Here is a 25,009-nt window from a genome sequence, read left to right on the forward strand (position 1 = left end):
CGGATGTTGTACATCACACCGCATCACCACTACCCTACTACGGTAACACTCAGCGCCGCCCGCCGGATTGAATTACTGCATCTGGCCAGCGAGTTTGGATTCGTGATCCTGGAAGATGATTACGACTACGATTTTCACTACGACAATAGCCCCGTACTTCCCCTCGCCAGCGCTGATAGCCATGGCATGGTGATCTATATCGGGGCATTCGGAAAATCGCTGGCGCCGGGCTTCAGAACAGGATTTATTGTAGCCCCGGAAAACCTCATGAATGAAATGAGAAAACACCTCGGCATCATTGACCGGCAAGGCGATGTACTGATGGAACAGGTATTGGGCGAAATGATCGAAGCAGGAGAAATACACCGCTACCTGAAAAAATCTCTCAAAATATACCAGGAGCGGCGGGATCATATTGTGGAAGTATTGGAAGACCAGCTCCGTGAATTCATCGATTTTAAAAAACCGGCCGGCGGCCTGGCGGTATGGACCCGGTGGAAACAACCCATCAACCTGATGCAGCTGAGCAAAGCCTGCGCCCGGAATAACCTGTTTATACCTAAAACATTATTATACCAGCATAAAGCACTCACCGCCATGCGCCTGGGATTCGGGCATTTCACCTTACCCGAAGCAGAAAACAGTATCCAGATATTACGACAAGGTGTATTAGAACAGTGGGGACGCTGATTTTCTTTTTTGACTACAACAATGAGCCTTTTGGCTACAATTGTTTTGTGGTAGCTGCGGACCTTTGTGTCAACAAAGAAAAACAGCATTATGAACATCGTACTTACCGGCTCGTTAGGGCATATCGGAAAACCACTCACACAGGAGCTGGTACAAAAAGGACACGCGGTTACTGTGATCAGCAGTAAAGCCGAACGACAAAATGAAATCGAAGCCATGGGTGCTAAAGCGGCTATCGGCACCATGGAAGACGCTGATTTTTTATCAGCTACATTCAAAGGGGCAGATATCGTTTACCTGATGGAAACGCTGGAAGCCACCGGTGGCTTCTTTGACCCCAGTCTTGACGTTATCGGTGCCATCAGCAAAATCGCTTCCAACTACAAACAAGCCGTTGAACAGTCGGGCGTAAAGCGTGTAGTGCATCTCAGCAGCGTGGGCGCACACATGGACAAAGGAAATGGTATTCTCATTTTCCATCACAACGTAGAAAGCATTTTGAAGCAACTACCGGATGATGTGGCTATTAAATTTATGCGGCCGGTGGGTTTCTATACCAATATGTTTGCGTTTATCAGCAGCATCAAAGCGCAGGGCGCCATCATACAAAATTATGGCGGCGACGAAAAAAAGCCATGGGTGTCTCCCCTGGATATTGCAGCGGTGATTGCGGAAGAAATGGAAACGCCTTTCGAAGGCAGAACCTTTCGTTACATCGCCAGCGACGAATTTTCGGCAAACGAAGTAGCCGCTTTTCTGGGCGAAGCCATCGGACAACCCGATTTAAAATGGGAAGTTATTCCGGACGAACAATTGCTGAACGGCATGCTCGCAGCAGGCATGAATCCGTCGGTAGCCAAGGGTTTCATAGAAATGCAGGTAGGTATACGCGATGGGGTATTGTATGAAGATTATTACCGTCACAGACCCACATTGGGAAAGGTAAAGCTGACCCAATTTGCGAAAGAATTTGCGGCGACTTACCGTCAGTCGTAAAATAACTATCTTTAATTATCAAAAAATGAAAACCATGAAGGAATGCATCACTTCATTCCTTCATGGTTTAACCCATCATGGCACATACCACACCATACAGAGTTAAAACGATCAGCGAATTCCATCAGTTACGGAATTTGCCCAAACCCGAGCACCCGCTGATCAGTATAGTCGATTATGCCACGGTTACGCAGTCACGCGAAAACATGCCGAGCAGCTGGGTATATGATTTTTACTTTATCTCCATAAAACGCGGCATCACCGGTAAAATAAATTATGGGCAACAGGAATATGATTTTGATGAAGGCGTGATGTTTTTTATTGCGCCCAACCAGGTTTTCGGTATCAACCAGGTAGCCGTTCCTACTACCAACCGTTCCGGCTGGATGCTGCTGATTCATCCCGATTTTTTATGGAACAGCCCTTTGGCGAAAACCATTAAGCAGTACGAATATTTTGATTATTCAGTCAATGAAGCCTTGTTCCTTTCTGATAAGGAAGAAGGCACCATCAACAATATCATTCAAAACATTCAGCAGGAATACCATTCCAATATTGATCATTTCAGTCAGCAAATTATCATCTCGCAACTGGAAACGTTGTTGAATTACTCAGAAAGATTTTATCACCGGCAGTTTATCACGAGGAAAATTTCCAATCACAAAATACTGAACCGGGTAGAAGACTTATTGGCGGATCACTTCAATAGCGATGATGCCATGAAAGGATTACCCACCGTGCAACATATCGCCGGAAAATTAAACGTTTCCCCTAAGTATCTGAGTAGTTTATTAAAAGTGTTGACAGGACAAACCGCCCAGCAACACATCCACGAAAAGCTGATTGAAAAAGCCAAAGAAAAATTATCTACCACCGACCTCTCGGTCAGTGAAATCGCCTATGAATTAGGCTTTGAGCATTCGCAATCCTTCAGCAAACTATTCAAGAGCAAAACCCATCTTTCCCCGTTGGCGTTCAGACAGTCTTTTTCCTGAGGAAACAGCGGGCGGCATTTTTACCCCCACAAGCTGTATATTCACGTTTTCAATGTGAATGACGTATGAACTTAGACACTATCATAAACAGTATATATCCGCTACCGGAAAAATCGAAAATCTTACTGAAAGAAAACATAGAAGAAGCCACCTATCCAAAGGCGCATGTGTTGTTTAAAGCAAACACCATCGCGTCAAAAATGTATTTCATCAAAAAAGGTATTGTGCGGGCATATGCTAATCCTGGTGAAGAAGATATTACTTTCTGGTTTGGAAAGGAAGGTGATACCATCATTTCCATGAAAAACTATGTTCAAAACCAGAAAGCATACGAAACCATAGAGCTGCTGGAACCCTGTGAGCTGTATGTACTGGATACCGCACACCTGCAGCAACTGTTTCATGAAGACATTCATATCGCTAACTGGGGACGAAAATTTGCGGAACAGGAATTAATCAAAGTAGAAGAAAGGCTTATCTTCACACAGTGCAGAACAGCCATGGAACGCTACAAAGAACTGATGACCACCAGCCCGGAATTACTGCAGCGGGTACAATTAGGCCATATTGCCTCCTACCTCGGCATGACGCAGGTTAGCTTGAGCAGGATCAGGTCTGAGTTGAAATAGCCGACTTATTTTTTATCATTTGTAAAATTTTTGCTGGCAGTAACCTCCGAACTTTGCACTTCTAAAATTGATTGTCATGAACTGGATTATCTTAATTATCGCGGGTTTGTTTGAGGTAGGATTTACCTCCAGTCTTGGAAAAGCAAAAGAATCGACCGGCACCGCCATGTATTTATGGTATGGCGCTTTCGGTATCTCTTTGGTGGTGAGTATGCTGTTGCTCATGAAAGCGACCGAAACCCTGCCACTGGGAACCGCGTATGCCGTATGGACCGGTATCGGTGCAGTAGGAACTGCTTTGATGGGAATTATCCTCTTTAATGAGCCCGCTCATTTCTGGCGCTTATTCTTTATCGCTACGTTGATAGGTTCTATCGTTGGACTGAAAGCCGTATCGCACTAAACTATCATCATTTGAAAAAACACTTTACTATCTTCCTCCTGTTGATCATTGCTATCTCCTGTAATGAATCAAAATTATCTCATGAAAAAATAGGCGAATTGTCGCTCATTCGGGCGGAAGTGAGTATCTATCAGCGTTTGTACAACAAGGAGGAAAACCAGATAGTGGTTAATTTATATGATGAAGAAGGCAAGACCATCAAAAATGATTCGGTGAAGATTTATGTAAATGGAGCAGCGCTGAAATACACCGTCAGACAAGAGTTATACTATACCACGCAAACATATTACTTCAAAGAAAATGCCCTCCCACAGGACAATAAGTTCAGGTTTGAAATAGCATTAACGGATGGTAAAAAATTCTTCCTGGCGGAGGCCAATGCCTTAGCACTGGCGAGTGCCAGAAATATTATTACGCCGAAGGCAGGAGATTTAAATAAGGATATTGACGTGAGATGGAAAGATCTTGGAGCAGTCAATTACCTGGTCATCTCCAGGAGTCTGAAAATTAAAAAACAAGAAGATCCCCATGTGACCACCTATGAAGAACAGGCTTCGGATACGGTAAACATTCAACCCACCGGCCAGCAGGTTTTCCCTAAATCCACCTTCGATAACGCCGAAACCCAGTTGAGTGTACTCTCCCTTAAATTTGTAGCGTTCACCCATGGCAGTGTGAACCCACAGTTAATAAAAGGAAGTGAAATCAGTATTCAGGGAGATATTGAAGAGCGGATATTTTTCGGTAACTAAAGTATTAATGGTGCTTATGATTGCCCGTAGTAACGCGAATCACCTTCTCACATAAGTTTGCGGTTTCACCTAATCGCGCTCCAGGTCCACTATTTTCCGGGATAACATTCTGTTGCCCGCCATGCGCTGCTGCCCTATGCTCCTACACCTGCCGTAAACATACATCCGGCACCGGGCAGGAAGAAACAGACAAACAACCCGGTTTAGCACAGGTTGCCTTCACCCTCACTATCCCTAAAATTCTGCCCCTATTTATTTGGATATTCCGCGAATTTAAATTTATCTTTGCAACTAAGATATTTACCTAATAAGATATAAAATGGAAAGCGAAGCACTCAAAGCAGTCAGGAAACTGAGTCAGCAGTATGCCTACACGTCTATTCAGATGCATGAAGCCGTTGCCAGAAAAGCCGGTCTTTCCGGAACGGACCATAAGTATCTGGGGTTTTTAATGGAAAAAGGGCAAATGACCGCAGGGGAATTGTCCACTTTAACAGGGCTCACCACCGGCGCGGTAACGGGTTTAATAGACCGGTTTGAGAAGAAAAAACTGGTCAAAAGGCGATTTGCAAAAGACGACCGGCGGAAAGTGATCATTGAACCCAACACAGAAAATATCATGACGCTCCTGGTTCCGCTGTATAAAGAATTCCGACAAAAATCAACGCAGTTGCTGGCTTCCTTCTCCAATGATGACATCAAAGTCATTGAAACCTACTTTTCAAAAGCCATCGACATCATGAATGAAACCACCCATACACTCAACGATAAATAATTGATCTATGCGTACACGTTCATTTGTTTGTAGTCTTGCTGATATTGATAAAACCAACACCGACCTGGTGGGAGGCAAAGGTGCGAACCTGGGTGAATTAGCCAGGATAGCAGGCATTCGGGTACCAGAGGGCTTTTGCGTGACCACCGAAGCCTATAAAAAAATAACCGGCGATAACCAGGTGCTTCACCGATTGCTGGATGAGTTAACGCAATTGAAGGCAGACGAGCGATCCTCCATCAGCGCCATTAGTAAAAAGATCCGCAGCACGATGGAGAGCACTCCCATTGCAGCGGAGATAGCGGAAGCCATAGCGGATCATCTTGCAAAGTTGGGTACCCACAATGCCTATGCGGTGCGGTCCAGTGCTACCGCGGAAGACCTGCCCACCGCGTCTTTCGCAGGACAGCAGGATACATACCTGAACATCATAGGGCAAGCAGCCATCCTGCAACATATCAGCAGATGCTGGGCGTCGTTGTATACAGAAAGAGCTATCATTTATCGTCTTCAAAATGGCTTTGATCATCGTAAAGTACATTCGTCGGTGATTATTCAAAAGATGATTTTCCCTCAGGCAGCAGGGATTATGTTTACCGCCGATCCCGTTACCTCCAACAGGAAAGTATTGTCCATTGACGCGAGCTTCGGCCTTGGAGAGGCCATGGTATCCGGTTTGGTCAATGCCGATCTGTATAAAGTAAGCAACGGAAAAATTATCGATAAGAAAATAGCGACCAAGCAAGTGGCTATTTACGCACTCCCCCAAGGCGGTACTGAACAACAAACGATAGCGCCGGAACAGCAGACCAGGCCTGCATTGACGGATGAGCAGCTATTACAGCTTGCGCATACCGGTAAAAAAGTAGAAGCACATTTCAGCCAACCGCAGGACATCGAATGGTGCTTGGCAGATGATACATTTTACATGGTCCAGAGCCGGCCCATTACTACTTTATTCCCGATCCCTGAGGCGAATGATACCGAAAACCATGTGTATGTATCGGTGGGGCACCAGCAAATGATGACCGACCCCCTGAAACCTTTGGGATTATCCTTATGGCAGTTAACCGCTCCCCGACCCATGTATACAGCTGCCGGTCGATTGTTTGTTGATGTGGCACCGGACCTGGCTTCTCCTGCAAAAAGAAACATGATAATAAATGTTTTAGGCAAATCTGATCCACTGATAAAAGACGTATTGACCAGCATCTTAGAGCGGGGCGATTTTATACAATTACTCCCGGAAGATAACGGTGCTGGTAAGCCCAATCAAGGTCCACCCCCCTTCAACTATCAAACACTTCAGGATTATGATCCCGCTATCGTTGCGGAATTGATCAGGCGTAGTGAAGCCGGGATAGCAGCGTTAAAACAAAATATTCAAACAAAATCAGGATTAACGCTGATTGATTTTATTTTGAAAGACGTACAGCAATTCAGGGACCGCAAATCTGATCCGCAAAGTTTCGGCGTTATCATGACAGCGATGAATGCCTCTTCGTGGATCAATGAAAAGATACAGGAATGGCTGGGGGAAAAGAATGTAGCAGATACACTCACCCAATCAGCGCCCAATAATATTACTTCTGAAATGGGTTTGGCATTATTAGATGTGGCAGATGTAATTCGCCCTTATCCCAAAGTGATTGAATATTTGCATCAGGAGAAAGGAGATAACCTTTTAGAAGATATAGTACAATTGGATGGCGGAAAGGAAACACAAACCGCTATCCGCGATTTTCTCCACAAATACGGCATGCGTTGTGCCGGTGAAATAGATATTACGAGAACCCGCTGGGCGGAAAAACCTACTACGATCATCCCCCTTCTTCTTAATAACATCAAAACTTTTGCGCCCCATGAAAGCCGGCGGAAATTTGAACAGGGGCAAGAAGCCGCGTTGAAAAAGGAACAGGAGTTATTAGCTCGTTTAAGGCAATTACCCGATGGAGAAGAAAAGGCCAGGGAAACAAAACGAATGATTAGCCTGGTGCGGAATTTAATCGGTTATCGTGAATATCCAAAATATGCCATCGTTAATCGTTACTTCGTGTATAGGCAGGCGTTATTAGAGGAAGCGGAGCGACTCGTACAAACGAATGTGCTTCTTGAAAAAGAAGATATTTATTATCTCAATTTTCAAGAACTCCGCGAAGTCGTTCGTACCCATCAAGCAGATTACCAGGTCATCAACGAACGAAAAGCCGCGTACCAATCATTTGAAAAACTAACACCACCACGTGTGGTCACTTCCGATGGCGAAATCATTACCGGCAAGTACAACCCGGCGTATCTCCCGGCCGGTGCTATGGCTGGTTTGCCGGTTTCCTCCGGGGTGATAGAAGGAAGGGCACGTGTTATTTTAAATATGGCAGATGCTGACCTGGAAGAGGGCGATATATTAGTCACCGCGTTCACGGACCCTGGCTGGACACCCTTGTTTGTATCCATAAAGGGACTGGTAACGGAAGTGGGCGGCCTGATGACCCATGGAGCCGTTATTGCGCGCGAATATGGACTGGCGGCCGTAGTTGGCGTAGAGCATGCCACTAAGCTCATCAAAGACGGACAGCGAATCCGCGTAAATGGAACGGAAGGATATGTGGAAATATTATAGCCGTGAAACCGTCGGCCCTGGAATATTTAGACCACCCGAGCATGCCGGCGGTCAGCAGTCCATTACCATCTAATTTCCCCACCGTCTTTGAAGAATTTGCCTGTCACCGTCCTATCGGTTAACATGGCCAGTACCACAATTGGCTTTGCCCCCTCCTCCACTGTCTTAAAACCTTTAAACTGATTCAGGTCTGTGGCGGTATAGCCTGGCGTTACGCAATTGACCGGGATGTTTTGCGAACGCAGCTCATTGGCCAACATCACAGTAAAACCATTCAAGGCCGTTTTGGAACACCCATAGGTGGAGAAATTACTCCAGTTGGGTGGCCGCTCGGCAGACATGTTCATCGTTAAAGATCCTATTTCACTGGATACGTTTATGATGGATGGTGCAGAAGATTTTCTTAACAATGGCAACATGATCTGCGTTGTTTGAACAGCGCCAAAAAAATTCGTTTCAAATAAAGTACGAATCGCTTCCATACTATAGTCGGCCACCTGCTGCGGTTGGGCACCGGATATCCCTGCGTTGTTGATTAACAGGTCAAGCGCTCCAACCTCACTGTCTAATTGAGCCTTGGCCTTGCTGATGGAATTTATGTTGGTGACATCGATCTGAATGGCTGCCACGTTATTGACGCCGGAAGCATTCAGCTGATCGGCTGCCTTTTGTCCGCTCAGAATATCTCGGCTACCCAGGTAAACAAAATTCCCCAACGCTGCCAGTTGCCGGGCTGTTTCAAAGCCAATGCCTTTGTTGGCGCCGGTGATCAAAACTGTTCTCATAAAATTTAATATTTAAAAATCTGCCGGATAGCAAAGTAACTATCCCTGCTACAAATGTAACCCCGCTTAAGAAGGCAGCTGTAGCCTGATTACGCTATTTTGTAGCCAAATGGCAGGTACATTTTATCTAACATGAAAATGGCTGCTTCCATAAAAGAAAGCAGCCATTTCACATATAAGTAGTAAGGGACTATTTCACGTCCCACCACACCTTGGTAGTGGTATTATTTTTCGCGCCTACTTTGCTGAAATTCTCCGAGTTGTTGGCCGCTTCCGCGGTAGGATACATGTATCTCACTGGGAACTGCTTATTCTGTTGCTGTCCTTCATAGATATCTGCCGGTAACTGCGGATAGTCCAATCTTCTGAACTCTGCATATGTTTCATTCATCTCCATAAAATTGGTATGAATCCATTTCTGCAATCCTATTTGTGCTAGCGCGTTGGCAGGATTGAATGCATAGGTAGAACTGGCCAGCAGTGTATTGATAGTAGCTGCATCCGGCTGGGCGGTAAGTCCTGGCTTTTTAGCCACCGGGCTGCCCAGGTAAAGACTGTAATACCAGGCAATAGATGCACGAATACCATTTTCATAGTACGTTTTGGCATCGCTGCTGCTGATCAGGTTCTGTTGCCGGGCTTCTGCCAGCAGGAAGTAAACATCCGCAGCACTGATCGCTACACCGGTAGGTAAGGTGGTATTGCGAACAAAGGTCACCGTATCAATCACAGACACCGTGGTGATATCCATGGTTCTGTTGGCGGTAGTAGCAGGCAATCCGATGATATCGGCGCCACCTGTTTTAGCGAAGAACACCGGCATACGTGGATCCACGGCCTGTTTCATCTGGTTCACCATAAACTCTGGCGCATACTGGTAAGTATCATTTTCATTCAATGCACGTAACAGTGTGTTGCTGCCACCACCGTAAGTCTGACTACCTATCTGCAATATCGCATTGTCAGCGTTATCCGTAATAAGCGGATTATTACCCTGCATCAAATCCGTCAGCTCCTGTTTAGCGCGGGCCTGATCCACACCGGAAATGCGCATGGCATAACGCAAACGCAGCGAGTTCGCCAGTTTCTGCCAGCGGGACAGGTTTCCTTTATACAGGATGTCTTGTACTGCCAGCGATTTATGGCTTTCGTACAATGCCGGTTGTAATTGTGCTGTCCCCAGGAAAGTGGCCGCTGCTTTCAGATCGTCGAGCAAACGGTAGTATATACTTTGCTGATTATCGTAAGTAGGATAATAATTCACCGGCTGACCATACAATCCGTTTTGGGCGGCGAAACCAGTGGAGTAAGGCATATCATCAAACAGGTCGGTAGCCTGTGCAGTAGCATATGCGCCTAATACCTTGGCCAGATGATAGTATACCTTGTATTCATCCCGCTGTTCAGCGGTGAGTTTATAATTGTAATAGTTTTCAATGCCCACCACATTGAGCATTTTAGTCAGGTAGTAACTACTCCACTCTGCCCTGTCGGTAGTAATCTTATAAAAGTTACCACTGATCGGGTCCACGGAAGAAGCAGTGATCTGCAACATGGGGCCCAACAGGCGGAAGTAGTTATTATACGCCGACGTATAATCCTGCCGTATAGTGGCATCTATGGCTGTAGGTAAAAGGTATTCAATCTTAGTACTGGTAAAAGTTTCCGGATTGGTAAAAAGGTCATCCATGTTCTTTTTACAACCGGTACTTACCATAGCCACTAATAATCCTGCGATAGCTGATTTTCTCATATTCATAACGGCTGTGATTTAGAAATTAACTTTAATGGACCCTCCCAGGTTACGGGTAGACGGAAATGCGGTGTATTCGAAGTTGCTGTTAACGGCATCAGTACCCAGCCCGCTGTTAGGCACTACATTGGGCAATGATTTGTACAGGTAAGCCACATTACGCGCAATCAGCGAAAAGGTCAGGTTTTGTACGGAGAGTTTCCGGCACAAAGACTGCGGCAACTGGTAAGCGAGGGAAACCTCACCCAGGCGAATGTAGTTATTGTCGTACACCGCATCTTCTGTACCAAACGCACCATAGCGGCTGTTGTAGTAGTTGGCTGCTGATATAATGATATCATTGGCAGATCCATCTGCTTTCACGCCGTCAATCAGCATACCATCGGTACGCAACGTTTTGCCGGCAGGTGGCTGTTGTCCATCCTGCAAACGAACATTCTTACCTGCATCATTGGTATAGAATGAAATCCCGCCGTGTTCTGTATCGCGGCCATTCAACGATTCTTTTGATACACCGGCTGCATTCATCAGTATATTGGAATAAGAAACGATTTTACCACCGTAACGATAATCTACTACTACTGTCAGCAGGAAGTTTTTATAAGAGAAGTCATTGATAAAACCACCATACCATTTAGGCAATGCATTACCCATATTGGAAAGGGTGCCTTCAAAAGTAAACATGCCATTAGCATCTACCACAGGCAATCCTGATTTAGCATCTCTGGCCAGTTTACTCATGTAGATATCATAAGGGGCATCGCCTGGTACTGCTTTGAAAGTAGCACTGAATGGATTGCCGATTACTCTTTCTTTGATACCATCTGCGAGAGAAAGTACTTTTCTTTTTACGTTGGAGGCATTGAGGGTAGATTGCCATCCAAAGGCATGACCTCTGATGATATCGCCTTTCAGCTGGATTTCTATTCCTTTGTTGGAAATAGAACCGGAGTTAACACGGATGCTGGAAGCACCGCTGGAAGGAGTCACATTTACCGCATTGATCAGGTCTACACCTTTATTACGATAATAGGTAAGATCCAGTCTCAGACGGTTATCCATCAGCGCCGTTTCCATTCCGAATTCCAGGGAATAGTTTTTCTCTGCCCTGATAGCCAGTGGAGGCACGCTCGTGGAAACGCTTGATTTCACTGCGCTCAAACCATCTACCCGCAGGTAGGAAGTATAAGTATATCCTTCGTTCGCGAAATAGCGGGAAGGCACGGTGTTACCCACCTGTGCATAGGAGCTGCGGAATTTCATGTAGTTGATGACTTCCGGCAGTTTCACCGCATCGGACAAAATAAAGCTCAGACCAACAGAAGGGTAGAAATAACTGCGGTTGTTGGATGGGAGTTTACTGGACCAGTCGTTGCGGCCTGTAACGTCCATGAACAGCCAATCGCGGAAGCCTAACTGTGCAGTTCCAAAGGCAGCCATGTAACGTTCGCCGCCATCGCTGCCGCGGGGAGGATTGTTATCTGTAGCCTTGTTGTTATTCAGCGAGAAGATATCCCGGAAACGCAATCCTCTTACATAAGAAGTATTGCTGTAGCCATACGAATCATCTGCGGAGGCGCCGCCTGTAACGGAGAGTTTAAAATCTTTGCTCAGGGATTTGTTATAGGAGAGCAAAGCTTCTGCATAGTTTCTGTAATTGTTATCTATGGTACGGGAATAATTACCCTGCAGATCTGTTCCATTGGTAGGATCTGAGGCTTGTAACCATTTCTCCTTTGTTTCACTGAGAATGTAGTACCTGTCAGTTCCGTAACGCAGACGGAGGCTCAGGGGCTTCGCCAGTTCAATGGTGGCTGTTACGCTACCAAACAACTGCTGCTGATTGGAAGTGTAGCGGTTTTCACGCTGGTCCCAGAACAGTGGACGAAGAATATTATCGCGGAGATTACCGGATATTTTTTTAATAGAATCGGTGAGATAATATCCCAACCCATTCTTATAATTATCTTCATACAGAGAGGTGATCTCGTTCCTGGCGATCGGATAGTTAGACGCGCGGTCGATTCGCTGTGGCGGGTTCTGGTTGTCGATGTTGTTGTACATCAGCTGTACATCCACTTTAATCTTGCTCGACACCTGGTAGCCACTGGCTACAGACACAGAGTTACGTCCCTGTTTCATGTTAGGCAGAAATCCGCCATAGTTGAAATTCGTATAGGAGAAACGGAAAAAGCCTTTGTCCGTTGACCCATTGATACTGGCACGGTTGGAATTGGTAAAACCATCCTGGAACATATTTTTGAAGTTATCCGGCTGTGCTACCCAGGGACGTTTTTGACCATCCCACCACTGCACGGTTCTTCCATCCAGTTTAGGACCGAAATTGAACGTAGATGTTCCGGTGTAAAGCGGTGTACCGTCTCCTGCAAAGGCGGTGAAATAAGGCGTGGTACCGGAGCCATATTCATTTTGATATTTCGGTAAAAAGGCGCGTTGGTTGTAGGTGTAATCAGAATACACTTCTACGCCCAATCCTTTTTTACCGCTTCTACCCTTTTTGGTGGTGATCACAATCACACCGTTCAGGGCTTGTGAACCGTAGAGTGCAGCGGCATTGGCGCCTTTCAGCACGGTGAGGGATTCAATATCGTCAGGATTGATATAGTTCAGCAAAGATCCTTTGGTTGTACCGCCGCTACCGCGGCCGGAAAAGCCATCATCATTATCATTCACGGGAATACCATCCAGTACGATGAGTGGACGGCTGTTTCCGTCGATGGAGTTGATACCGCGGATGTTGATGCGGGTGCCGCTCATTGGTCCGCCTGCCATGCCTACGAGGTCTACGCCGGGCAGTTTACCTACCAGCGCACTACCGATATTGTCGGCGCCGGCATGCATGATTTCTGCCGCTTTCACTTCACTCACGGCATAAGTCAGCGAACGTTTCTGGCGGGTGATGCCCATGGCCGTCACGATCACTTCATTCAGGCCTTTGGTATCTTCCAGCAATGTTATATCAACGTGGGAGCGATTTTCCACTGCTACCCGCTGTGGCAGGAAGCCGATAATACTGAAAATCAGCGCTCCTTTTTCAGGCACATTGAGTGCGTAGGCGCCCTGGGCATCGGTAGTAGTACCTACTGCAGCGCCTTCCACTTTAACGGTCACGCCCACGAGTGGCATACCGTTTTTATCGGTGACTTTACCGCTAACTTTGTTGTCTTGTGCGGTTTCTCCTGCAGGGAGAATAACGATCATATTATCAGGCATCAGCTTAAAACCAAGGCCGATGGGTGTCAGCACACCGGAAAGGATTTCCGGAATTGTTTTATCTGTTACCGTAACATTTACCTTTTCCGCCTTCAGGGAAAGCTTATTATTGTACACAAAGGTATAGTCACTTTTCTTTTCGATGCTGTCCAGTAGGTTGCTCAAACGCATACCTGTGTAGTTCAGCGATATTTTGACCTGGGAATAACCTTTGGCAGATACCTGCACCAAAGCCCCACAGATCAGCAGTGTTGTCAGCTTCATAAACAACAAAATCTTTTTAATTGCCTGCTTTTTCTTCATTATCTTTAGATTCTGGGTAATAGAATGCTATTTACATCTCCGGGTGTTCAAGCGAGGAGATATATGTAAATAGTGTTAAATCCTTTACAGCAGGGAGTGTTGGTCCACTTCCTGCTTTTTTTTTAAATTGGAATGGTGGAATTTGTGTTAAAGCATACGTGATTTTTTAATTAATAAATGTGTACTCCAAGGCTGTCTGTCCGATATTTGAAGCCCGCAGAAAATTGCAGCGCCTTTAGAACCTGATCCAGATCTTTGTGTTTGAATGTTCCTGTAATGATCTCGTTATTATATCTGTCGTTATCCAGCTGAATCTTCACCCCATACCATCTTTCCAACTCTTTTAAAATGTCTGGCAGGTATTGTTGTTTAAAAACAAGCTGATTGTCCATCCAGCTGGTCTCCGGCAGCATTCCGGTGGTGGAATCGGTGGTCATATTGCTGACGGTATAGTTGGCTGGTGGAACTGGTTGATGTTCATTTTTTATGGTTGCCACAGCAATGGTCACTTTCTGTCCGGGTAATAAAAGTATTTTTCTGCCCTCTCCTTCTTTAAGATCCACTTCTACTTTTCCTTTGATCAGCGCGGTTTCTACGGCGCCCTGTCCCGGGTAAGCTTTAATATTGAGCGAGGTGCCCAGCACGCGAACATCGAGTCCGCCAACATGCACGATGAAAGGATGATTGGCGTCGCTCACTACATCGAAGTAGGCTTCTCCGGTTAACGTGACTTCTCTTTTACCTTTCATCGTTTCTATCCGGCTGTCTGCATTCAGCCATACCCGTGTACCATCTTCCAGGACTACATTGGTGCGTGTGCCGGGTCGGGTAGCTATTTTTCTTGCGCTAATGGCGGTGGGCGTATGGGTATCTACTAAATAATATACGGCGGAAGTAAAAACAAGTCCGGCCACCACAGCGGCGGCGGCCCATTTCAGTAGTGGGATCACTTTATTGCGTCGTGGAGTGGCTACATCATCCAGCGATAATTGTGCAAGCCTGGTTTGCAGCAGCTGTTCTTCTTCGCCATCCGGCAATACCGGTTGGCTTTCCAGATGCTCCAGCAGGGAGATACTATATTGCAGGGAGGTATCTTTGCTGAGCAATTGATCCAGTTCCTGCAATTCCTGTGGTGAGGCCTCTCCTGCCAGTTTACGGGCATATAAAAACAGGGCTCTTTCGTTTTCCATAGCAGTAAGGAGTAGAAAAAGATGAAAAACCCTTAAAGGAATTTAAAAAAAACAAAATCCCATCAGGTATAGTTAAATAATCATTATTATAAGAGCGGCATTTATGCTTAAATTACAGCCGCAATGACCAAAATCTCTATAAGTGAATTGATTGAAAGGATTGTTATGTATGACGATCAACAGGCGTTTAAAATAATCTATCAGCATTATTTTATCCGTTTGTTCAGGCTGAGCTTTTCTATTGTAAAACTGAAAGAACTGGCGGAAGAAATCACCAACGATGCCCTGGTAATGCTGTGGAATAAAAGAAGTCGTCTCCCGGCCATCGATAACCTGGATCTATATTTATATACCTGCATAAAAAATGATTCCATTGCCAAACTCAATAAAGAGCAGGCGAAATACACCACAGATATCAGCACCGCAGCAGGAGAAATGCTGAAGATAACGCTCGACCCGGAGAAGCTGATGATCTCTGCAGAAATGATGAAACAACTGACAGAAGCCATTGCCAGTCTGCCTCCACGTTGCCGCCTGATCTTTAAACTGATCAAGGAAGATGGGATGAAATACAAAGAAGTAGCGGCGTTACTGGATTTATCTGTAAAAACGGTGGAAGCCCAACTGACGATTGCTGTTAGAAAAATTCTGGCCGCCACTCAACTGCAAACCAACACACCAAAACTCAAGATAAAATCCTGGGGATAATTTCTCGAGTTAAAAATACTATTCCTTCTCACCTAATCATATTAATATATTTTACTATCTTTACACTGAACGGACACTTTACACCGGGTGCCGTCTGTAGCATTTATAATAACGACTGTAGCATTCACCACCCCAAAGGGGAAATTAAACATTTCAATTTTTTTATGACAGCGAACACCTATTTTATTATTGGCGGGATTGCCTTACTATTTCTTGTGTACATGTTCATCTTGAAAACAAAGATGAAAAAACAGCAGGCTAAACAACTGGAAAACTTTAATAACAATCATTCGGATGAACCATTAACAGACGAACAAAAAAGATTGCTTTCTTTTGGCGGAATTTTATTTTACTACAGAGGAGAAAAAATACTCGGTATTACACCAGAAAATAGTTTAAATGAGTATATGGGCGGATTAAAGCAACAATGGGAAATAACAAACGCCACAGAAGCAAAAGAAACCTTGCATAATTTATTAGCCTTAGAGAGAAGCAATGAATTTGCACCTGTTTTTCTTCAATCAACAAAAGAATTAAGCAGCATTCAAAAAGATATTTCTAAAGGTTTGGGATTAGAGCTCAGTAGCGTTGCGCAGGTAAAATCTGCTTACGCCTGGGACATTTGCAGAGCAGTATCATTAGCCAAATGGTGCTACTGGGTTGGCTATTTAACGGAAAAAGAAACCTGGGATGTGATGAAAAAAGCGGCGGAGATAGCGACTAGCAAAGGGGAAAGCTGGTCGGATTATACGGTTTCATTTTTATTAGGCAGGACTATTCAAGGCTTTGATTTGGATGACCTGATAGTAGAAAGCAAACAGATACTCACCGGTAAAGGACCATCGTTGAGAAAAATTGAAGACGTAGATATCTATTCAAAATACGCTTTCCAAAACTAATAACAGGCGACAGGTAAAAGAAGGGACCATGTTGCTACACTCCCTTCTTTTACCTGTCACAATTTACTTCAACGTCAGGATCACGGCGCTACATGCCGGCACTTTCAATTTGCACACATTGCTGGATATATAAGCCACTTCTATTTCCTTCGGCTCCCAGGTACCATCGGCCTTCACAGCGCTGCCACCCAATGTCACATTCGATTCGGTATCCGGCGAAAGCGCCATAAGTCGCATCAGGGTTGCCTTACTGTAGGCTGTATGCGCGTTGATGGTGACAAAGCCGTCCTTCTTCAAATCTTTATTGATGAGCGTAACGACCATGGCATTATCTGACTGCAGCACAGCATGGCAGGTAAGATTAATCGTACTATCCGTTGTAAGGTCAGTTGACAACAGGCGGCCTTTGGAAGCCTGCGCAAACGCCAGCATGCCATAGTATAGCGGACGCCCGCTAAAAAGCGACTGCTTACGCGTGATAGGTGTATAGCTTGCACCACCGGTATGAAAGTTAACGCCGCCACACCCTTTTTTAGCGAGTTCGAACATCATGTCCAGCCCCCAAAGGGCAGATCCAAAAGTGTTGCTTACACCTACTTTTCCGCCCTCGTATACGGAATTGATTTCTGAAAAACGCCAGGGTATATTGAGTTTACCGGCATTCATAGTCATAGCATCCGCCTGGCCCAATACAGCCACATTGTCTTTGAGGAGGGCTTCAATAGTTACAGCCGGGTCTTCTGGCGGCCCAAGTTTGTAATAGTGTTTGGTAAGCACTACCAATTTGCCGCTTTGGTCCACGATAAAAGGTTTAACCCAGGCATCGATATTTGGCGTAGACGTTCCTGGCCCTGTCAATGGCGCGGCTGGCACCCATTCTAAAATCTTATCCCTGTGTGCATTGTATTCCAGCAGGAACTGAGGATATTTGTAATTAGATGGGCGAAGACCGTTGTGATTAAAACCATTAGGTTCATTGCCAATTTCAAAGCCCAGCAGTACGTCCTTGCCTTTATCACAGGCATATCTGGCTTCCGATGCCGACTCCTCCGGTAAGCCCGTTCCCAGATTCAATCCCAGCAGCACCTTGTATCCGCAGGCACGTGCGAAATTGAACAGGTTATCCAACTGCCATCCGTTCATCGTCACGGTACCTGCTACCGGTTTACCGGCAGGGCCTATCCAACGTATGCCATCCACAACATGGCCGCCGGTACGGATCACACCGGGGCCCAATGCTTTTAGCAGGTTCACAAACCCGGTGTTTGCGGGATTCAGATAATCGCCATTGGCAAGGCCTTCTGCGGAAAAACTAAAACCAGTAAATCTATCAGGGATGGCCATGCCAGGATGCGCCGCGTCAATATCTACGCTAACAAGGATGCCGTCTGGTACAGGTTCAGGAATGCCAGGCGTGTTCTGCGATGTAACAGGTTTCGAACAAGCGGATGCCAATGCGATAGCGCATGCGACAAGCACCACTTTTGCCGATGTTTTGATATGGAAAACATTGCTTTGCTTCATAGGATATGTTAAAAAAAGTACGTGTAGGTGGTGAAAATTGAATGCATTCCATGCGAAGTTATAGCAATATCAAAGCTGTGCCAACCCTGCCATTAATTTTTAGTTATTTATCAATCGGGAACGATTGCAGCAAAATTTCTGCATAATAGCATGCAAATAAATAAGCAGTGCGGCGATGAAGTCGCTCACCTATCAAACTTAAATCGCTCACAGTATTGATAGATATAGTCCTTCAGTTCCGGGTATAGGTTATCCATTTATTGGCGCGTTATCATTTTGGTAGAGATTAACATTGCAGCAAGCCCAAATAAAATCAAAGGGAGGATAAAATAATCCCCATAGCCTCCAATAAAAAACCTGCGCGATGATGCGCAGGTTTCCCGTTTATCCGGAGATGGTAAAAATATCCTAACTACTTCTTCAAATTATCAAACATGTTAATAGCTGTGAACAACACACCTGCTTCTCCTCTGAAGGTGCCGGAACCTCTTGGTTTGTTATCAACGGAATACCACTCATAAAACCCGTTATTATCTTTCACACGTTTTACCATTGGCAATACCTGTTCGTAGGCTTCCTGTACAAATCCGTATTTAATCAATTGCTGAATCATTCTGCCGCCAAACCATGTCCAGTCGCCACCATTCTGATAACTATACACGGGGTTCATGATCTTATTTACAAAATAGCCGTCCGGATAAGGTGGATAAAGTGTTAAACCTATGGAAGGGGCTCCAGCCTCTTTTACCCTTTTAACCATCTCATTCAAAGAAGTTTTTACTTCCTGTTTGCTCAGCAAACCAGCTTCAATAGCAATGGTAGTACCACCAAAATAGTAGATGTCATTCTCCTTAAAACCAGCAGGGAAAGGTGATCCTTTGAGGTAAATATGCGGAATGAATTTCTGTTTCTTTTTATCCCACAGATATTTTCTGCAGTTGGCGGCCACTTTGTTTTTAATATTATCCCATTTCTGGTGAGTAGCCGGTAACATCTCCATTAAGTTATTCATGGCAATAATAAACATGGCATTGTCGTAAATATCAATCGCCGGATGCGTATTATTATCGAGGTCTACTCCCCATCCATGTTCTGGCTGTACATCTCCCCAATCTGCTGTGGTAGCACCTGTAATGAGTCCGTATTGCTGGTTGAATTTATGTTTCATAAGAAATTCCATGCAATACTCCAGGCGTTCTGCTACGGTTTTATCACCAATCTTTTCATGTAAAATGCTGCTATCGCCGGTGAGCTGAATGTATTTATAAACGGCTTGCACCAATGAACTTTCCTGATCGGTTTCCACGGTATTCTTATGACCGGCATAACGTGGTTCCAGTTTGGAATAACTAAAATCCGTTTCTCCTTTGCCGATTTTTTCAGCAGGTGTAAATCCATCAATAATATTTCCATCGTCCCCCTGCATTCTGAAAAATACGAGCAGGTTTTCTTTCAATAGATCCGGACTATTTACCTGGGCAGCCAATTCAATAAAAGTATTGTAATCTCTGATCCAAACTTCGCGATATCCATCCCCGGCGTTAAATCCTGCTTTCATCACTTCCAGCGCTTTCGTTTTCACGAAGGGAAAATAGGCTGTTGCTTTTTTCTCTGCAGACGTTTCGTCTGTTGCTTGCTTTACCTGAGCCGTGCCTGTGAAAGCACAGAGTACGAGGCCCCACACTAATGAAGATTGTAATTTCATGCTATAATAATAAGTAAAATATAAATCTATATGCCTTTCTGTTCACGTGTACATGATCGGGCGTCACATCCTAATAATGTACGAATGTATAAACATACTATTTTTTCAAATGCCAGCAAATTTTTCTTTACTTTTTTCTTCGCATTTCCAGGTGCTGCCAGTGCTGTCTGCGCCTGCTCATAGCCCTTTCTGGGTGCAAATCAGCTATCTCTGCCTGAGCCTGGTAATGAATTCAAACAATTTTTTGGGAAATCAGCCATTTCAATATATGTTTGCACATATGTACATACATATAGCCGGGGCACTCTTTTACAGTTTCAACGGCTTCCGCAGGCGAGGACTGTTATTCGCTATTGCATAACAGCTGTTAACCGGCAATGATAAATTATCAAATAGTAATAATACAATGAGAAAAACTTCACAGGAGCTATTACCATTAACTGCACCCACAACAGATACAGGCGTTTATAATATCTACCCTTCCTTTACATCCGGTGAAACAGTGTATACTGGATTTGCAACATTGGCTGCTGCCATCAGTAACGAAAAGGTGATCATTATCGATGGCTACGGTGGCATATTATGGGAACAATTCAGGGAGCAGCTGCACACCGCATTGAGCGTTGATAACAAGCGGATCACCTGGTATGACATCAACACCTGCCTGAAACCTGCCGCAGATATAGATGCCATGATAGCTTCCAGTCTGAATGGAGATGATCCGGTATTTGGCAAAAAATATACGGGTGATCTGTTGGACTTCTTTGATGTGAAGAAATTGGCATTGGTTCATCCGGATACTACGGCAGACATTTCCATTATTTATGGAACAGGTGCTGCCCTCTCCAATGTTAAAGGGAAACTGCTCTATGCAGATGTACCTAAGAATGAAATTCAATATCGTATGCGAGCCGGTGCCATTACTAACCTCGGCGCCAATGAAACTGACGCGCATACGCAGATGTACAAGCGTTTTTATTTTGTTGACTGGCCGGTACTGAGTAAACATAAAGCGAAACTACTTTCTCAGATAGATGATATCATTGATGAACAACGTGTCCATGAAATTACATGGATGACAGGCGATGCGTTCAGACACACCCTGCATCAGATGCTGCAACAGCCTTTCAGAGCAAGGCCCTGGTTTGAAGCCGGTATATGGGGCGGCAACTGGATGAAAAAGCATATTCCTCAGCTGAACCAGGAGGAGGTTAACTATGCATGGTCTTTTGAACTGATTACCCCTGAAAACGGCATTGTAATCGCCGGTGAAAATAATTTGCTGGAAGTATCTTTTGATTACCTCGCATTTGCAGACAATCAAAAATTACTTGGTAAGGCCGCTAAAAGATTTGGAACGGAGTTTCCGATCCGCTTTGATTTCCTCGATACCTTCGACGGCGGCAATCTCTCTATTCAATGTCATCCCAGAACCGACTATGCTAAAACGTATTTCGGTGAGAATTTCACGCAGGACGAAACCTATTATATACTCGACTGTGAGCAGGATGCCACTGTTTACCTGGGCTTCCAGGATCAGATCAACCCGGTAGAATTCAGAACGGCATTACTGGATGCACAGGAAAAGGGCACTGAACTGGACGTCGAAAAGTATGTACAAAAGTTTCAGGCAAATAAGCACGATTTATTCCTCATACCCAACGGCACGGTACACGCCTCCGGGAAAAATAATATGGTGCTGGAAATCAGCAGCACGCCTTATATTTTCACGTTTAAAATGTACGATTGGCAGCGCCTGGGACTCAATGGACAACCCCGCCCGATCAACATCGAACATGCCATGAATAACCTTTACTTCGACAGAAAAGGTGAGTATGTAACCCATAAATTAATATCTCATCCTGTAGTGGAAGAAGAATGGGAAGGTGGCAGAAAAATAAAGCTGCCTACGCATGAGGAGCATTTCTACAGCGTTTACCGGTATGAGTTTACTGGTAGCATCAGCATCCCTACCAACAATCAATGCCATCTGTGTATGCTGGTGGAAGGAGAAAAAATATCCGTTGTCAGCAATGGAAATTCGGCTAACTTCCATTATGCAGAAACGTTTGTGGTACCGGCGGCGGCAGAAAATTACAGCATCACCAACACCGGTAGTGGAAAAGCATTTGTGGTAGTAGCACATGTCAAAGATGAACATTGCTGAACTGAAATATAATTAATCAGCTGAGAACCAAAAATTATGACAGAGGTAAAAACAAACCGGTTTATTGTATTCATAACGCTGATTGCAGCGTTGGGAGGCTTCCTTTTCGGCTTTGACATGGCCGTGGTGAGTGGTATTATAGAACCTGTCAAATTACAGTATGGACTTTCTTCTTCCCAGGAAGGACTGTTTGTTTCCTGTGCATTATTGGGTTGTATTGCCGGCGTTGCATTCTCCGGTTATCTCAGCGATAAAATAGGCAGGAGAAAGGTATTGTTTATTGCCGCCTTTCTCTTTCTTGTCAGCGCCGTAGGTTTTGCATTTTCGGAAGCTTATGCGGTATTAATTTTCTTCCGCGTGGTAGCGGGTATGGGCGTAGGCGTGGCCTCCAACATATCTCCGCTGTACATTTCAGAAATTGCGCCCGGTAAAAGACGCGGTGCATTAGTTACCTACTATCAGCTAGCCATCACGATCGGTATACTATGCGCTTACCTGAGCAATCTTTTTTTACAAAGAAATGCCATTGCTCACGCAGGCAGCGGCAGTGGCTTGTTACATTGGCTGTTTATTGAAAACGTTTGGCGCGGGATGTTCCTGGTGGCCCTGATTCCTGCTACCGCATTCGCCTTATTACTACTGATAGTACCCGAAAGTCCACGCTGGTTGGTACAGTATGGAAAAACAGCCGAGGCATTAAGTGTACTCAGAAAAATTTCTGATGAACAGGAAGCTACGGCAGAACTGAAAGCCATCCGGGAAGCAGCCTCACAACCAAGAGGCGGGTTATCCGAATTACTACGTTTACCACTGCGTAAGCTACTCGCACTAGCCATGATTCTTACGGCCCTATCGCAGCTCAGTGGTATTAATGGTATTATCTTTTATGGTCCTACTATCATGAAATCTGCCGGTATTGTTACCAATGATGCCCTGCTTTACCAGGTAATACTGGGCCTGGCCAATGCTGTTTTCACCATCGTTGCCATCGTAAAAGTTGATAGCTGGGGCCGTCGTCCGCTATATCTGTACGGATCTATCTTTTCCGCACTCGCATTGCTGTTAACCGGTTTTTGCTTTTTAATGGGCATAACCGGATGGCTAATGCTCGGCGCCATTATTCTCTTCCTTTTATTCTTTGCACTTTCACTGGGGCCTTTGAAATTTGTTATCTCTACAGAAATATTTCCAACGCATATACGAGGTACCGCCGTATCAGTTTGTATTATGACCATGTGGGTATCTGACTGGTTGGTGAACCTCCTGTTTCCACTCATGAGAGATGGTTTAGGCATCGCAGTTACTTTCTTTATCTTCTCCTTCTTTTGTTTCCTTTCCTTTATTTATGCTAAAGGGAAATTGGTAGAAACAAAGGGTAAAAGCCTGGAAGAGATTGAGAAAATGTTGGCGTAGGAAGGAAATGAGCGAGCATCCATTAAACTTTCTTCCCTAAATTTAACGCCAAAGTAAAAAACTATGTGGTCGCATCTTTATTGGTATTATGAGATACGAGCTAACGGCACTTATAGCGAAAGACTATTAACTAAAGAGGTGCTCACCATTTTGGGTAACACAGGAAAACTACGACCTATAGGTAATCAACAATTCTGTAACATCGAAAACGCCCCATGGATGAGCGTTATTGCCGTCAATTCACATAATGGCACCTATGGCAGAGACCAGGATTTCAACAGTGAGTGGGTTAATTTAATTGCGATTGTTGGATCAAAATCTAATCCTGAAAATGAAAGATTTTATGTCAGTATGCTTACTGATATTGCGGAGAAAATAAACTGGGAATTAATATTGGAGGAGGATGATAATGAAAATGAAAACATTATTCTGAGAGGAAAATCCCTGTAGTTATCTCAGCGCCTGGTATCTCCTGCTGATCAAATTGCCCTGTTTCAACATAGCTGCCAATATCCCAACTCTTCTCTATATATTTAATCAGATATCTGAAAAAATGGACGCAAAAAATATTTTCATCGCATGCAATCGTTACTCAAAGCACATTAAATGGGTGATGCTAAAAGGTAATGAATGGAACTATATAGGCGTTGGTGATAACTATAATGAAAGGATAGTAAATAACCTTATTGAGCAGCATTTTAGCGATTCAGAAATATATTTAGTAATAGATCGACATAATTCATTTTTAACCCAGACACAAGCCGCTGCTCAATCTATCCGGGAGCTATTAAATAAGGGCGGTCTTACAATTAGTAATAAGGATTTTACAAAAATGATCGTATTTAATAGAATAGGCGTTGTGAAATATGGAGCGAGCGCTTAATTGCAGCCTTGTTACACCGTGATAGCTTTTTTCTTTTTCACTCGCCCACACGCAAAAAATCGTCCCACCAAAAACCTTCCCCAAACAACACCTCTCATTAAAATATATTTCCAGATTAAATAACCCGTATTTTCCTTAACTTAACAATACAATAATTGATTTATCTATCCCTCAAGGATAAATTCACCACCCTCATGAAACCCTTATTTTATCTATGACACTACCACTTACTGACGCCACGGGCATTACTGGTCCGACAGGTCCTACCGGGCCACGGGGTGCTACCGGAGTACAAGGCGTTACCGGTATACAAGGTGAACCCGGCAAACAGGGAGATCAAGGTCCAACAGGAATTATGGGTGTTACTGGCCTGTTAGGCGCCACCGGCGTACAGGGAGCCACCGGTGTACAGGGCTTTACTGGTGTACAGGGCGTTACTGGCTACCCAGGCAATACCTGGAGTTATGCGATCATGAATGGGCTGACCGGACCAGACGGGCCACGGGGCTTGACCGGCGTGCAAGGGTTTACTGGAGTACAAGGCTTCACAGGCGTACAAGGTGTCACAGGCTTCCAGGGCGTTAC

The 25,009-nt window shown here is 44.7% G+C and carries 20 protein-coding genes and 1 pseudogene; 15 read left to right on the plus strand and 6 right to left on the minus strand.

Annotated features, from left to right (window positions below; all coding sequences use genetic code 11):
* The 8 genes from VIP81_RS21315 to ppsA form a co-directional block, all read left to right on the plus strand.
* Positions 1 to 690: PLP-dependent aminotransferase family protein (locus VIP81_RS21315; RefSeq protein ID WP_331966007.1), on the plus strand; the 690-nt coding region annotated here is incomplete at its 5' end.
* Between the two features lie 90 nt (positions 691 to 780).
* Complete coding sequence (locus VIP81_RS21320; protein WP_331966011.1) at positions 781 to 1,686, plus strand: NAD(P)H-binding protein; 906 nt, start codon at positions 781 to 783, stop codon at positions 1,684 to 1,686.
* Between the two features lie 77 nt (positions 1,687 to 1,763).
* Positions 1,764 to 2,681, plus strand: coding sequence for a helix-turn-helix transcriptional regulator (locus VIP81_RS21325; RefSeq protein WP_331966014.1), 918 nt, complete (start codon positions 1,764 to 1,766; stop codon positions 2,679 to 2,681).
* Positions 2,682 to 2,746: 65 nt separating this feature from the next.
* Positions 2,747 to 3,310 carry a Crp/Fnr family transcriptional regulator gene (locus VIP81_RS21330; RefSeq protein ID WP_331966017.1) on the plus strand — a complete coding sequence of 188 codons (564 nt, stop codon included), beginning with the start codon at positions 2,747 to 2,749 and terminating at the stop codon, positions 3,308 to 3,310.
* A 76-nt stretch (positions 3,311 to 3,386) separates the two neighbouring features.
* Positions 3,387 to 3,713: a multidrug efflux SMR transporter gene (locus tag VIP81_RS21335; RefSeq protein ID WP_331966020.1), complete on the plus strand. Its 327-nt coding sequence runs from the start codon at positions 3,387 to 3,389 to the stop codon at positions 3,711 to 3,713.
* A gap of 11 nt (positions 3,714 to 3,724) precedes the next feature.
* A complete protein-coding gene (locus tag VIP81_RS21340) occupies positions 3,725 to 4,465 on the plus strand; it encodes a hypothetical protein (protein WP_331966023.1) in 741 nt (246 codons plus the stop codon).
* A 319-nt stretch (positions 4,466 to 4,784) separates the two neighbouring features.
* Positions 4,785 to 5,240: a MarR family winged helix-turn-helix transcriptional regulator gene (locus VIP81_RS21345; protein ID WP_331966026.1), complete on the plus strand. Its 456-nt coding sequence runs from the start codon at positions 4,785 to 4,787 to the stop codon at positions 5,238 to 5,240.
* 7 nt (positions 5,241 to 5,247) lie between these two features.
* Positions 5,248 to 7,860, plus strand: coding sequence for a phosphoenolpyruvate synthase (gene ppsA, locus VIP81_RS21350; RefSeq protein WP_331966029.1), 2,613 nt, complete (start codon positions 5,248 to 5,250; stop codon positions 7,858 to 7,860).
* Positions 7,861 to 7,922: 62 nt separating this feature from the next.
* Here the strand turns inward: ppsA and VIP81_RS21355 are convergent, their stop codons facing one another.
* The 4 genes from VIP81_RS21355 to VIP81_RS21370 form a co-directional block, all read right to left on the minus strand.
* Entirely contained in the window at positions 7,923 to 8,645 is a 723-nt protein-coding gene (locus tag VIP81_RS21355; protein WP_331966032.1) for an SDR family oxidoreductase, read from the minus strand.
* 190 nt (positions 8,646 to 8,835) lie between these two features.
* On the minus strand, positions 8,836 to 10,404 hold the full coding sequence (locus tag VIP81_RS21360; RefSeq protein WP_331966035.1) for a SusD/RagB family nutrient-binding outer membrane lipoprotein: 1,569 nt from the start codon (positions 10,402 to 10,404) through the stop codon (positions 8,836 to 8,838).
* Positions 10,405 to 10,416: 12 nt separating this feature from the next.
* Positions 10,417 to 13,896, minus strand: coding sequence for a SusC/RagA family TonB-linked outer membrane protein (locus VIP81_RS21365; protein WP_331966038.1), 3,480 nt, complete (start codon positions 13,894 to 13,896; stop codon positions 10,417 to 10,419).
* A 209-nt stretch (positions 13,897 to 14,105) separates the two neighbouring features.
* The gene (locus VIP81_RS21370) at positions 14,106 to 15,125 is read right to left on the minus strand and encodes a FecR family protein (RefSeq protein WP_331966040.1); all 1,020 of its coding nucleotides are present in this window, start codon (positions 15,123 to 15,125) and stop codon (positions 14,106 to 14,108) included.
* A gap of 123 nt (positions 15,126 to 15,248) precedes the next feature.
* On the opposite strand from VIP81_RS21370, the gene VIP81_RS21375 reads away from it, so the two are divergent.
* Both VIP81_RS21375 and VIP81_RS21380 read left to right on the plus strand, forming a co-directional pair.
* On the plus strand, positions 15,249 to 15,833 hold the full coding sequence (locus VIP81_RS21375; RefSeq protein WP_331966042.1) for an RNA polymerase sigma-70 factor: 585 nt from the start codon (positions 15,249 to 15,251) through the stop codon (positions 15,831 to 15,833).
* A gap of 164 nt (positions 15,834 to 15,997) precedes the next feature.
* Positions 15,998 to 16,732, plus strand: coding sequence for a DUF1266 domain-containing protein (locus tag VIP81_RS21380; RefSeq protein WP_331966044.1), 735 nt, complete (start codon positions 15,998 to 16,000; stop codon positions 16,730 to 16,732).
* Between the two features lie 63 nt (positions 16,733 to 16,795).
* On the opposite strand, the gene VIP81_RS21385 is transcribed toward VIP81_RS21380, so the two are convergent.
* Both VIP81_RS21385 and VIP81_RS21390 read right to left on the minus strand, forming a co-directional pair.
* On the minus strand, positions 16,796 to 18,256 hold the full coding sequence (locus tag VIP81_RS21385; protein WP_331966046.1) for a glycosyl hydrolase family 79 C-terminal domain-containing protein: 1,461 nt from the start codon (positions 18,254 to 18,256) through the stop codon (positions 16,796 to 16,798).
* A gap of 412 nt (positions 18,257 to 18,668) precedes the next feature.
* Positions 18,669 to 19,961 (minus strand): GH36-type glycosyl hydrolase domain-containing protein, encoded by a 1,293-nt coding sequence (locus tag VIP81_RS21390; RefSeq protein ID WP_331966048.1) that lies wholly within the window; start codon positions 19,959 to 19,961, stop codon positions 18,669 to 18,671.
* A gap of 406 nt (positions 19,962 to 20,367) precedes the next feature.
* Between VIP81_RS21390 and VIP81_RS21395 the strand changes: the two genes are divergently transcribed.
* The 5 genes and pseudogenes from VIP81_RS21395 to VIP81_RS21415 form a co-directional block, all read left to right on the plus strand.
* The gene (locus VIP81_RS21395; RefSeq protein WP_331966050.1) at positions 20,368 to 22,128 is read left to right on the plus strand and encodes a class I mannose-6-phosphate isomerase; all 1,761 of its coding nucleotides are present in this window, start codon (positions 20,368 to 20,370) and stop codon (positions 22,126 to 22,128) included.
* A 36-nt stretch (positions 22,129 to 22,164) separates the two neighbouring features.
* Positions 22,165 to 23,541: a sugar porter family MFS transporter gene (locus tag VIP81_RS21400; protein ID WP_331966052.1), complete on the plus strand. Its 1,377-nt coding sequence runs from the start codon at positions 22,165 to 22,167 to the stop codon at positions 23,539 to 23,541.
* A gap of 63 nt (positions 23,542 to 23,604) precedes the next feature.
* Complete coding sequence (locus VIP81_RS21405) at positions 23,605 to 23,991, plus strand: hypothetical protein (RefSeq protein WP_331966054.1); 387 nt, start codon at positions 23,605 to 23,607, stop codon at positions 23,989 to 23,991.
* A gap of 103 nt (positions 23,992 to 24,094) precedes the next feature.
* A complete protein-coding gene (locus VIP81_RS21410; protein WP_331966056.1) occupies positions 24,095 to 24,424 on the plus strand; it encodes a hypothetical protein in 330 nt (109 codons plus the stop codon).
* A gap of 214 nt (positions 24,425 to 24,638) precedes the next feature.
* Positions 24,639 to 25,009, plus strand: a pseudogene (locus tag VIP81_RS21415) (exosporium protein); the annotation flags it as partial.

This window comes from Chitinophaga sp. (assembly GCF_036566945.1).
Classification (GTDB): domain Bacteria; phylum Bacteroidota; class Bacteroidia; order Chitinophagales; family Chitinophagaceae; genus Chitinophaga.